Origin of the sequence: Rhodococcus sp. 15-2388-1-1a (genome assembly GCF_002259145.1) — a bacterium.
Classification (GTDB): domain Bacteria; phylum Actinomycetota; class Actinomycetes; order Mycobacteriales; family Mycobacteriaceae; genus Rhodococcoides.
Window position 1 is genome coordinate 185,568 of record NZ_NPFP01000032.1, and the last position, 11,528, is coordinate 197,095.

Genomic DNA, 11,528 nt, shown 5'->3' on the forward strand with positions numbered 1-11,528 from the left:
AGGTTTGCGGTACGCCCGATTCGGCAAACCCCAGGAGGACAGCGACTCCGGACGGCACGTGCGCCGTGAGTCGTCTCCACTGAATCGAAGCGGCTCGTTCGACTTGCCGCGTGGAGCATTTCACGCACACCGAGGCAAGGATCGACAATGTCCGACCAGTTCAGCAAATCCGACCCGACCACCGCGTTTCCGACGCCCGATCGGGCCGAGCAAGGACGCCTCGAGCACCCAGGACTGACCCGCGACATGGTCACCTCTCCCGATCACGGTGAGAATTCCTACCGTGGATCTGGTCGATTGCACGGCCGCAAAGCTCTGATCACCGGTGGCGACTCGGGCATCGGCCGCGCTGTTGCACTTGCCTTTGCACGCGAGGGCGCCGACGTCGTCATCGCACACCTCGAATCCGAAGGTCCTGACGCGCAGACCACCGTCGACCTCATAGAGGGAGCAGGCCGCGCTGGCAGAGCCATCGCCTGCGATCTCACCGACGAGTCGCAGTGCGTGCGATTGGTCGACACCGCGTCCGAGGTACTCGACGGACTCGACATCGTCGTCAACAACGCCGCGTTTCAGATGGCACAGATGGGCGGCATCGCCGACATCACCACCGAGCAGTTCGATCGGGTGCTCAAGACCAACCTGTACGCCTTGTTCTGGATTTCGAAACGCGCTGCCGAGATCATGGACGCAGGCTCGACGATCATCAACACCACCTCGATTCAGGCGTCGAATCCTTCTCCGGAACTGATGGATTACGCCACGACCAAGGCGGGAATCGTGGCCTTCACCAAGGGCCTTGCCGGCGATCTGGCAGGGCGCGGAATTCGCGTCAATGCTGTTGCGCCCGGACCGATATGGACACCGCTCATCCCCGCGACGATGCCGGCGGAGAAGTACGAGAAGTTCGGCGAGACCGTCCCGCTGGGACGACCGGGCCAACCCGCAGAATTGGCACCGGCATATGTCTTCCTGGCATCGAACGAATCGAGCTACATCACCGGCGAGACCATCGCGGTCACCGGCGGCACGCCGTTCAACTGATCTCGTCGCCCTCTGCGGTGTCGCGCCACGCAAGCAGCACACCGTTTCCCTCGGGTCGTCGCCACGGCAGGAACAACGCGACGGCGAGCGCACATGCCACAGCGGCACCGACGGTTACGAACGACGCGAGCTGAAAGCCCTCCAGTGAGGCCGCTTTCATCGCGTGGATCAGGTCGGCCTTCTGTGTCGCGAAGATCGGGTTGGTCGGCGCTTTCACGATCTCGATCACGCTGACGACCGTCTCGCGCGCGAATGCCTTCTGATACGGCTCCATGATCGCGTCGGGTATCGCATCGATCTTCGGACTCACCTGTGCGGTGTAGATCGATGCGACGATCGACCCGAGCACGGCTACCCCGAGCGTTCCGCCGACCTCTCGCGTGGTGTCGTTCACCGCGGAGCCCGCACCTGCTTCGTCGAGCGTCACCGAGGACATGATCGACTCGGTGGCAGGGCCCTGCACGATCGCCAAGCCGAGGCCCATCAGAATCATCGAGACGAGAACCGGCCCCAGATAGGGCGTTTCGACTTCCACCTGCCCTGCGATGAACATTCCGGTGCTCATCACCATCAGCCCGAAGACGATCACGGCAGTGGTTCCGATGCGTTGCGCAACGATCGTCGCCAGCGGCGCACCGATTGCGATGGATACAGCGAAGGGCAGCGAGTGAATGCCGAACTCCAGTGGGGTCAACTCCATCACCCCCTGGAAATACTGGGTGATCATGAACAGGAAGCCGAACATACTGAAGTACGCCACGGCAATTGCCAACGCGGGCAGTGAGAATCGCCGGTTCCGAAACAGGTTCAAATCCAGCACCGGGGACGGTGTTCGCAGTTCCCACCAGACGAAAGCGACGATGGCAGCCGATCCTGCCAGGTAGGCTCCGACGCTCGTTGCAGACAACCAACCGTTGTGTGGCGCTTCGATGATCGCCCAGACCAGCACGGTGATGCCCGCCAACGACAGCGCGATGCCCAGGGGGTCGTACTTGCCGACATGCTCTGCTTTGGACTCCGGCACGCAGGCCAGCGCAGCCACCAGAACAAGCAGTGCCACAAGAACATTGATCCAGAACACCGAATGCCACGAGAAGTGCTCGAGCAGGAATCCACCAGCCGTCGGGCCGATGGCGATGGCGAACCCGGCCATGGCCGTCCAGGCCGCGATGGCCAGCGCTCGCTCCTTGGCGTCGGTGAAGATGTTGATGATCAGTGCAAGGGTCGCCGGAAACACCGCGGCCGCACACACTCCCATAGCCGCTCGGGCCGCGATCACCTGGCCCAGATCGGCTGCGACGGCGCCGCCGACCGACATCACCGCAATACCCGCCAGTCCGACGACCATGATCTTCTTACGACCGTAGCGATCGCCGAGGTGACCGAACGCCAACAGCAATCCAGCGAACGTCAGCGTGTAGGCGTCGACCACCCACTGCAATCCGCTCATCTCGGCACGCAGCTGCAGTCCCATCGAGGGCAGCGCGACGTTGACGACGGTGTTGTCCAGCACGACGAGCAGCTCGGCTGCGCAGATCACGATCAGCGCGAGGTATCGCCGACGGAATTGGGGCACATCCGCCAGGTGACGGGAGGTGGTGGGTGACGACATCGGAATCCCTTCCACTATGACGGTTGGCATAGTTTCTGAAGGGAAGTTAGCTGTAACTGGAAGTTATAGCAACACCTGCCGCCCCATCCTGGCCGGCATCAGCGGCCGGCCGACGCCTCCAGCACCGCCTCGAGCAGGGCCGACAACTCCCCCTCGGTCCGATCCAACGCCGTGGTGGAGCGCTGCGCCTTGGCCATGATCAGCGCACCTTCGATGGCGGCGATCGCGAATGTCGCCAACGCGTAAGACCGCTCGCGAGTCAATCCGCGCTGCCACAGAGACGCCGCTATCACGTCCTCCCAGGACGAGAAGGACTCACCTGCCGCGGCCACTGCCTGCGGCGCATGCAGTCCCTCGAGCGCGGCCGGCGCGACAGGACAGCCCGCAACGAAATCCGTGGCCAGCAGTTCGCTGCGGAATCCCTCCAGAATGGCCCGCACGGTCGCAGACGGACCGGCGGAAGCCAGGCCGGCCGAAATCATCGCGCTCATCGCGGCACCCGCAGTACGGGTCGCCTCTTCCACCAACTGAGGTTTGCCGCGGGGAAAATGGTGATAGATCGACCCGCGCGGCGCGCCCGCATGATCGATGACGTCTGCCAGCGAGGTGGCGTCCACGCCGCGTCGACGAAACAGGTGCGCGGCGCTGCGCAACATGTCGTCCCGAGCATTGCTTCGATTCGCCATCCGAACCCCTCCCGAGGACACCACAATGATTGACGTGACGCCTCGTTACATCTACAGTCCCTCTGTATCTATGTTGTCCATCATAGCTTGAGCCGCAGTCCAGGAACCGGAGAAACGCCATGTCCCCTGACACCGACGTGATCGACCTGAGCAGCCCGCTCACCCTCGCCTGCGGGCAGATCTTGCCGAATCGTGTGATGAAGGCAGCTCTCAGCGAAGGACTGTCCACCGCCGAGCACGGTCCGGACTTCCGCCTCGAAACGCTGTACCGCCAGTGGGGCGCGGGCGGCTACGGCCTGGTGGTGACCGGCAACGTGATGATCGACCGATCTCACCTCGGCGAACCGGGCAATGTCGTCATCGAGGACGACCGCGACCGCGACGCTCTGGCCCGTTGGGCGAAAGCAACGTCCGACGGCGGTGCCCCCATCTGGATGCAGCTCAATCACCCGGGCCGGCAGGCCAACCCGATCGTCACCCGCACCAAGCCCGTTGCACCGTCCGCAGTCGCCCCCAACATCCCGGGAATTCCGGCACCGCGGGCGTTGAGCGAGAACGAGATCCGCGACATCATCGGCCGATTCGCCACCGCAGCGGCCGTGGCCGAGACGGCCGGTTTCGACGGCGTCCAGATCCACGGGGCGCACGGATACCTGGTTTCGCAGTTCCTGTCGCCGCTGTCCAATCGACGCGACGACGCCTGGGGCGGCGACCTCGACGGACGGATGCGATTCGTACTCGAAGTCGTCCGCGCAATCAGATCAGCGGTGTCCCCGAGTTTCGCAGTGGGAATCAAACTCAATTCCGCGGACTTCCAACGCGGCGGCTTCAGCGAGGAAGAATCACGCATCACCGTCGAGCATCTCGTTCGAGAATCCATCGATCTCATCGAAATCAGCGGTGGCAGTTACGAATCACCCGCGATGATGGGCACTGCGAGCACCCGCGATCGTGAGGCGTACTTCCTCGAGTACGCGCGGACGGTGCGCGACGCGGCAGGAACCGTGCCGCTGGCGGTCACCGGCGGCTTCCGCACCCGCTCGGTGATGAATGCGGCAGTGCAGTCGGGTGAGTGCGACATGGTCGGCCTCGGCCGTCCGACTGCCCTCGCCCCGGCCGTCGCGAACTCTCTGGTCGACGGCACGCTGGACCGGGTCGAGTCGCCGCGCGTGGGTCTTCGCGTCCCGTCGAAGTCCAGTGCGTTCAAGCAGATCAACGGCGCACTCGATCTGCAGTGGCACACCGACCAATTACAGCTCATCGGCGCTGGACGGCAGCCGAATTCGAGCCGTCCGGCGTGGAAGACTGCCGCCACGATGATGCAGCGCAACGGCTGGGACGCGTTCCGCAACCGCCGAGGTGCCGCTCGGGCGGACACATCTGCTGCCGTGACGAAGTTCCGCCGCGAGCGCTTGATCGGGAAGTACCTCGCCAATCCCATCGTGAACGGATTGACGTCCCTGGGAGTGACGACCTCCCTGGTGACCGACCTCGAGACCGTGGGACGCAAGACCGGGCTCGCCCGTCGCGTGCCGGTGTCGGCGGCATTCGACGATTCCGGTGCGTGGCTGGTATCGCAGCACGGCACCAGGTCCGGTTGGGGTGCCAATATCGCGGACAGACCGGGAATCCGGATTCGAGTGGGCAACCAGTGGCGCAGCGGCACAGCCACATTCGTACCCGACGACGACGTCGTCGCCAGAGCGAGGTCGTTCTCCGGCAATCCCCTCCTCGGACGCATCATCGGAGCCGGCTTCCGAGCGCTCCAGACCGACCCGATCTCGGTCCGCATCGAGTTCGACGAATGACCAGTTCCTCACAATCGACTTAGGTTTGGTTTACTTAAGTCGTGAAGACAGTCCCCCACTTGTCCGTCGCCCTCGGCGCGTTCCTGGTTGCATCTCTGCTCTCGGCTTGTGGTGTCGACACCGAACGGGCGGCCACGAACTCCGCGACCCATTCGGCCACCACGCAGTTCGGCACCGTCGAGGTACCGGATCGAATCGAGTCGGTCGTCGTCATCGACGGACGACGCGACCTGGACATCGCCCTGGCGTTCGACTTGCCCATCGTCGGGATTCCGGTGGAAACCGAGGCTCCGCCGGAAATTCCCGGTCCACTGACCGAGCCCACCAGGATGCTGCTTGCAGACGGAGTGCCAGAGCTCTACCCCCGAAACACGGTCGATCTCGAAGCAATTGCCCGAGTGGAACCGGACTTGATCATCGGTCGCGACGAAGTAGTCGAGGAGATATACGACCAGCTCAGCGAAATTGCGCCGGTACTGCCGGTGGGCTCCACCGGCACCGGAGTCAGCTGGCAGCAGGACGTCACAACGATCGGCGCGGCACTGAATCTTCGGGACGAGGCGGAAACGATACTGAGCGAGTACACCTCTCGCGTCGACGAGCTCATGTTGCAGTATGCCGACGCGATCGCGAACACCGCGGTCCTGCCGATCAGTACGTCCGAGGAAGGTGGGATCTCGATAGGACGCGACCGGGTGACCTCCATCGTGCTCGAAGACGTGGGAGCCCGCTTCGCTTCCGCCTGGAACGACGCCGACCCCGAAATCGAGTACGGCCCGGAGAACGTCACTGCCGCATCCGACGCAGTGGCCATGATTGCCTCGATCACCTCGGAGCAGGACCTGCAGGCCATGAACGCCAATCCGCTCTGGAGTGGCCTGCCTGCCGTGAGAGACGACCGCATCGTGCGGACCGACAAGTTCACCAACGACGGTGGACCACTGACCGCGCTGTGGACCCTCGGCCTGGTGGAGAAGCTCTACGCCCGGAGCTGACCGAGATGCATAATCACTCGATGGCACCGACTCCTCTGGGCACACTGAGAACAACCGACACCGGCTTCGCCCTCGAATTGAGCCGCACCATCTCGGCACCACGTGAGGTCGTATGGGCACGCCTCACCGAATCGTCCCGGACGGCACTGTGGTTCGGTCCGTGGGAGCGGATCTCGCAAAACACCGTTCGCGTCACGATGGCATTCGAGGAGGATGCGCCCGCGTCGGACATGATCATCGACGCGTGTGAGCCGCCGGGCCTCCTGGCAGTGCGGATGACCGGCGAGGGCCAGTGGCCTCTCGAGGTCCGTCTGACCGAGAGAGGCCCTGGGACCGTTCTCGTGCTCGTACACAGCTGCGCGAGCACGGACGGTCTGGGAGAGATCGGACCGGGGTGGGAGTACTACCTGGACATGTTCGTCGCGGCCGGAAACGGCGACCCACTCCCGAGTTTCGACGACTACTACCCATCCCAGCAGGAGTACTATTCGTCGCTGCGCCCGCAGTGAATCAATGGTGTCGGAGCGCGTCGATGAGCTCCTCCTTCTTCAGTTTCGAGTAACCCTCGAGGCCCAGTTCTTTGGCCCTGTCGGTCAATTCGTCCACGGTCCAGTCCTCGTAGGATCCGGACTTCCCTCCCTTCTCACCGATCTGATCCCTGCCCTCCTTCGCGGCCGCGTTCGAGATTCGAGCAGCCTTCTCCTTCGAGTTGCCCTCTTCTCGAAGCTTCTCGTACAGGGCCTGATCCTTCAGTTGCGGCTGGTCCCCGGTTTCGTTCTTCTTCGCCGGCATCGAACTTCCTCTCGCTGGACTGCATCGACTTATCGAATGCGCTACCCGGTCTGCACGACGACAAACCTCGTTCCGCGGCAGACGAGTGGTGTGCACCGAGCGTCATCGGGTAAGCGATCGAGATGCACTTCGATCGATCGGCCTCTGCGGGCCGAGACAACACCGGCCACCACGACACCACCGACGCAGACGATTCACCGCTCTCGGTGGGCGTGGTCAGTGACGACGGCTTCGCGTCGACCGTCGCGTCCGCCATCATCGACAAGTTGCCCGACCACGCGATGATCGACGGGCACCGGCGGGAACTACGGGTGTCCGGAGCGTCGGTTCCCCTCCCACCCACCGCGACCGGTGCCGCCCCACTCGGTCAGTGGCTGGCATCGGTGCAAGCCACCGACAACTACAACATCGTGTTGTGTGTGTCGGAAGTACCTCGCCGTCTCGGGTCGCGTCCGGTGATCGCCGAGATTCGCGGTGGCACGACAGGCGCGCTGTACGTGCCCTCTTTCGGAACGCTTGCGGTCCGGCGACGCGCCGTCACCGCCGCTCTCGCGGTGTTGCACGAGTTGATCGAAGCCGACGACCCCTCTCGGCAGCCGCGAAGATACTCTCGGTCTCGCTGGGCTCCGAGCGATTCCGGGGAAGGTGCCGAAGTTCTGCTGACGTCGAGCATGTTCGGCCGAACCAGGTTGGTGTCAGGGATGATTCGGTGTAATCGCCCGTGGCGATTGGTTCCCACGTTGTCGGGTGCGCTTGCTGCCGCGAGCGCGGCGTCCGCCTTCGGCGTGTTCTACGCGAGCATCTGGCAGATGGCAGCGTCGATGAGCCTCGGACGACTGGCGATGATCGGAGTCACCGCGGTGATGGCCATGACGGTGTGGGTCATCTTTCCCAATGGGCTGTGGGAAAAACGCTCGTTCCGAAGCTCGACGATCGATCGCTGGATGTACAACGCAGCCACCCTCGGAACGGTCCTGACCGGTGCGCTCTGCATGTACGCGCTGCTGTTCGCGGTCGTACTGTTCTCGGCAGCAGTGGTCATTTCACCGGACTTCCTGACCGCGCAGATCGGTCGCGACGCGACTCTCGGCGACTACTTCGCCCTGGCATGGCTTGCCGCTTCGCTGGGCACGGTGGCAGGCGCGGTCGGCTCCTCCGTGGCAGATCGCGAGGACATCCTCGGCGCCACCTACGGTCACCGCGAACTCATTCGTCGAGAATCGGCTACCGCGTCTTCGTAACCACCGACGAACCCTCGGCGTTGTGAGTGAGAACAACAAGATGTGGGTACGTTCGGGATATGCCATACCTCGAACGCGTTGCCGATGTCTTCGTCCTGAACCTCGGAAGTCGAGGTGTCGACGACACCGAAAATCGCATCAGCCCGGATTGGGTTGCCGAGATCAACACTCTGCTCGACGAGGTCGAGGCCAGTTCCGGTGCTGCTGCGCTCGTCACGACAGCGACGGGCAAGTACTTCTCCACCGGAGTGGACCTGTCGTGGGGTGCCGAGAACCTCGACCAGATCAACCGGTTCATCGGCACCGTGCAAGAGATGTTGGTGCGCTTTCTGACACTTCCGATGCAAACGGTCGCGGCCATGCAGGGACACACGTTCGGTGGTGCCGCATTCTTCGTGATGGCTCACGACCACCGAATCATGCGGTCCGATCGCGGCTTCCTGTGCTTCCCCGGTGTCAACATCGGGGCGACCTACAGCCCGGGAACCGTCGACATGGTGCGAGCGAGGCTGGCACCGCACGCCTTCCACGAGGCACTCACCACCGGCCGCCGCTACGGCGGAGGCGACGCCATGGCACTCGGTTTGGTCGATGCCGTGTCGGCCGCCGATTCACTGCTCGACGACGCCATCGCCCGCGCAGGCGACCTGGCCGGAACTCGTGGCGACGTTCTGGGCGAGATCAAACGCACCATGTACGCCGGTGAGATCCGTTCCCTGCTGACGCCTGTCGCAGGCGTCGACGAAATGGAATGGGCCTCGAACTAGGTGACGCCGTCAATGCACCACGAGCACCGGACATTCGGCGTGATGCACCAAGTTCTGGCTCACTGATCCCAATATCGCTGCTGTGAAGCGATTTCGGCCACGGCTACCCACGACCAACACCTGAGACGTAGCGGAGATCGAACGAAGTTCGTGTGCCGCCGAGGCACCGACGGACACTGCCCGAACCGGCACCGACGGATACTTGTCTCGATAGGCATCGACGTTGGCCTGCAACCACTGTCGTTCCGCCTCACGAAGGTGCTGCCAGTCGACGGAGGTGCCGTAGTCGAGTTGGTCGGTCTCGTGCACGGCACCCACGTGGACGGCGAGCAGCTCTGCATCCAGGATGCTCGCAAGCTCGAACGCTGCCGACAGTGCGCGCTTCGACGGCTCTGATCCATCGACCCCCACCGCGACGGGTGCCGGTTCGGATCCCGAGTCGCGACGTTCGTGCCACACCAGCACCGGGCAGGTCGCGGCGTTGACGATTGCCGTCGGCGAATACCCGAAGACGATGTCGCGCAGCGGACCCGACTCGCACGCGCCGACGACGAGCATTGCCGCGTCTGCGGAGAGCGCCTTGGCCATACGTGCAGCCGACAGCTCCGATACCTCCGATTCGACCGCCACCTGGGGATCGACACCGTGAACCACCTCGACAGCGCGAGCGAGTACGCCTTCGCCCTCCTGCCGCAGACGCGTCGGGAAGTCGGTGGTGTTCAGCTCGGCGGCGACGGCCGCACTCCACTCGTCTTTCGGTGCACCGTGGACGAGGCGCACCGATGTCGAGGCCGCTCCGGCGAAATGCGCCGCCCATTCGGCCACCCCCTTGTCCGTGGGCGAGCCGTCGACCACGACCGCGAGCGGTCCTTCGAATGTAGTTGCCGCGATCGTGTGGTCCATCGTTCCTCCGTTGGCCGAAGACGGAATTCTGCGTCGTCTTCTACGATCGACGCTTCGTCCACGGTCCACTAGGGCATTTGGCCACCGTGATTGCGGGCACTTCGGGTCGGAACGGCTATGCCAAGGCAACCAGAGGTGCGACTTCGGTGCCGAGTAGTTCGATGCCGCGCAGAAGGTCGCTGTGGGCCAGCCGCGGATTTGTCATCTGCAACGACAGTCGGTCCACACCGCCCAGTTGTTCGCTCACTCGCAGAATCTTGTCGGCCACCGTCTTCGGATCTCCCATGAAGAACGCGCCGTTCGGACCGGAAGTGGCGTCGAACTGTTGCCTGCTCGGTCGGGCGAATCCACGCTCCCGCGAGATCTTGGTGAACATCTCGTTCCACCCGGGATAGATCGTGTCTGCCGCAGCCTGTGTGGTCTCGGAGACGAAGCCGAACACGTGCAGACCCACCTTCAGTTTCTCCGGAGGGTGACCCGCTTGGGCTCCGGCGCGCCGGTACAGATCGACCAGCGGAGCGAACTGTCGTGGTTCGCCGCCGATGATGGCGATCATCAGTGGGAGCCCCAGAAGCCCTGCGCGAGCGAAGGATTCGGGAGTCCCACCGACACCGACCCAGATCGGCAACGGATCCTGCAGCGGACGTGGGTAGATGCCCTGACGGTTCAGCGCCGGGCGGTGCCGACCGGACCAGGTCACCTCGACGTTGTCCCGAATCTGCAGCAGGAGGTCGAGCTTCTCGGCGAAGAGCGAGTCGTAATCGGCCAGATCGAGTCCGAACAGCGGGAACGACTCGGTGAAGGATCCGCGTCCCACGACCAGGTCGATCCGGCCCTTGGAGATCAGGTCGAGAGTGGCGAACTCCTGGAAGACCCGGACCGGATCGTCGGCGCTGAGTACCTTGACTGCGCTGCCGAGTCGAATGCTCTCGGTGCGCGCGGCTGCCGCGGCGAGAATGATCGACGGAGCCGAGTCGTAGTACTCACTGCGGTGATGCTCGCCGATGCCGAACGAATAGAGCCCGACCTGATCCGCGAGGGCGATCTCCTCCAGCAGGTGACCCATTCGCTCCTCGGGAGCGATCACCCGGCCGTCGGTCGGATCGGTCACGGAAGAGACGAAGCTGTCGACGCCCAGATGCATGGTGGGACCTTTCGAGTCGGGATGGTCGCTTGCAACAGCATCGGTGAAGATTCAATTATTCCGATGCGAGATCGAGCAGGCGACTACTCTCCCCAACGCTTCAGCTCCTCCGCCGCGTAGTACATCTGCTGCGACGCGCCGAAGCGGACGAGCAACTGCTGCTTCTCCTCGTAGAACCAGACCACGGTTCCGTACATACCTGCCATGGGCCCGCTCAGCGGTGCAACTCCGTCGCCAACCTCGAATCCGTACATACCTGCACCGTACCGATCGATCGACGTTCGGAGGCCGCCTCGAGGACCGATGCCAGGTTGGTTGCGCTCGAGGGAGCCGGAATCGACACCTGACGAAAGCTTTTCGGCCGCAAGGGTTTCGTCGGGTGTCGACGGGAACGAGCATGGTCGTTGCGGCATGTTGCGCAACGCATCGCTCGTTGTCCGGCTTATCGCCGTCCGCGTTTGCGTGCGCGCCGCTCGTCGAGCTTCCGCTTGCCGTAGCCCCACGTGACGCGGCCCAGACCCTCGAAGAGTCGGCTG

General features: G+C 63.7%; 12 protein-coding genes. 6 read left to right on the plus strand and 6 right to left on the minus strand.

Annotation, left to right across the window (positions count from 1 at the left end):
• Positions 1-147: 147 nt before the first annotated feature.
• The gene (locus CH302_RS19100; protein WP_037193221.1) at positions 148-1,044 is read left to right on the plus strand and encodes an SDR family oxidoreductase; all 897 of its coding nucleotides are present in this window, start codon (positions 148-150) and stop codon (positions 1,042-1,044) included.
• Here CH302_RS19100 and CH302_RS19105 read toward each other — a convergent pair.
• Entirely contained in the window at positions 1,037-2,656 is a 1,620-nt protein-coding gene (locus tag CH302_RS19105) for an MFS transporter (protein WP_052047868.1), read from the minus strand. The genes CH302_RS19100 and CH302_RS19105 overlap by 8 nt on opposite strands.
• A gap of 98 nt (positions 2,657-2,754) precedes the next feature.
• On the minus strand, positions 2,755-3,342 hold the full coding sequence (locus CH302_RS19110) for a TetR/AcrR family transcriptional regulator (protein ID WP_230596355.1): 588 nt from the start codon (positions 3,340-3,342) through the stop codon (positions 2,755-2,757).
• A 119-nt stretch (positions 3,343-3,461) separates the two neighbouring features.
• On the opposite strand from CH302_RS19110, the gene CH302_RS19115 reads away from it, so the two are divergent.
• From CH302_RS19115 to CH302_RS19125, 3 genes are read left to right on the plus strand one after another with little or no spacing between them, the layout of a single operon-like run.
• Positions 3,462-5,150 (plus strand): nitroreductase family deazaflavin-dependent oxidoreductase, encoded by a 1,689-nt coding sequence (locus CH302_RS19115; protein WP_037193225.1) that lies wholly within the window; start codon positions 3,462-3,464, stop codon positions 5,148-5,150.
• Positions 5,151-5,191: 41 nt separating this feature from the next.
• Positions 5,192-6,145 carry an ABC transporter substrate-binding protein gene (locus tag CH302_RS19120; RefSeq protein ID WP_037193226.1) on the plus strand — a complete coding sequence of 318 codons (954 nt, stop codon included), beginning with the start codon at positions 5,192-5,194 and terminating at the stop codon, positions 6,143-6,145.
• A 20-nt stretch (positions 6,146-6,165) separates the two neighbouring features.
• Positions 6,166-6,654 carry an SRPBCC domain-containing protein gene (locus CH302_RS19125; protein WP_037193227.1) on the plus strand — a complete coding sequence of 163 codons (489 nt, stop codon included), beginning with the start codon at positions 6,166-6,168 and terminating at the stop codon, positions 6,652-6,654.
• A 1-nt stretch (position 6,655) separates the two neighbouring features.
• On the opposite strand, the gene CH302_RS19130 is transcribed toward CH302_RS19125, so the two are convergent.
• Positions 6,656-6,937, minus strand: coding sequence for a DUF7218 family protein (locus CH302_RS19130; protein ID WP_037193228.1), 282 nt, complete (start codon positions 6,935-6,937; stop codon positions 6,656-6,658).
• Positions 6,938-7,059: 122 nt separating this feature from the next.
• On the opposite strand from CH302_RS19130, the gene CH302_RS19135 reads away from it, so the two are divergent.
• On the plus strand, positions 7,060-8,178 hold the full coding sequence (locus CH302_RS19135; RefSeq protein ID WP_052047869.1) for a hypothetical protein: 1,119 nt from the start codon (positions 7,060-7,062) through the stop codon (positions 8,176-8,178).
• 59 nt (positions 8,179-8,237) lie between these two features.
• Complete coding sequence (locus CH302_RS19140; protein WP_037193229.1) at positions 8,238-8,945, plus strand: enoyl-CoA hydratase-related protein; 708 nt, start codon at positions 8,238-8,240, stop codon at positions 8,943-8,945.
• A 9-nt stretch (positions 8,946-8,954) separates the two neighbouring features.
• Here CH302_RS19140 and CH302_RS19145 read toward each other — a convergent pair whose 3' ends face one another.
• From CH302_RS19145 to CH302_RS30175, 3 genes are all read right to left on the minus strand, one after another.
• Complete coding sequence (locus CH302_RS19145) at positions 8,955-9,848, minus strand: universal stress protein (protein WP_052047870.1); 894 nt, start codon at positions 9,846-9,848, stop codon at positions 8,955-8,957.
• Positions 9,849-9,963: 115 nt separating this feature from the next.
• Entirely contained in the window at positions 9,964-10,992 is a 1,029-nt protein-coding gene (locus tag CH302_RS19150; protein WP_037193230.1) for an LLM class flavin-dependent oxidoreductase, read from the minus strand.
• Positions 10,993-11,075: 83 nt separating this feature from the next.
• Entirely contained in the window at positions 11,076-11,246 is a 171-nt protein-coding gene (locus tag CH302_RS30175; protein WP_155292939.1) for a hypothetical protein, read from the minus strand.
• Between the last annotated feature and the right edge of the window lie 282 nt (positions 11,247-11,528).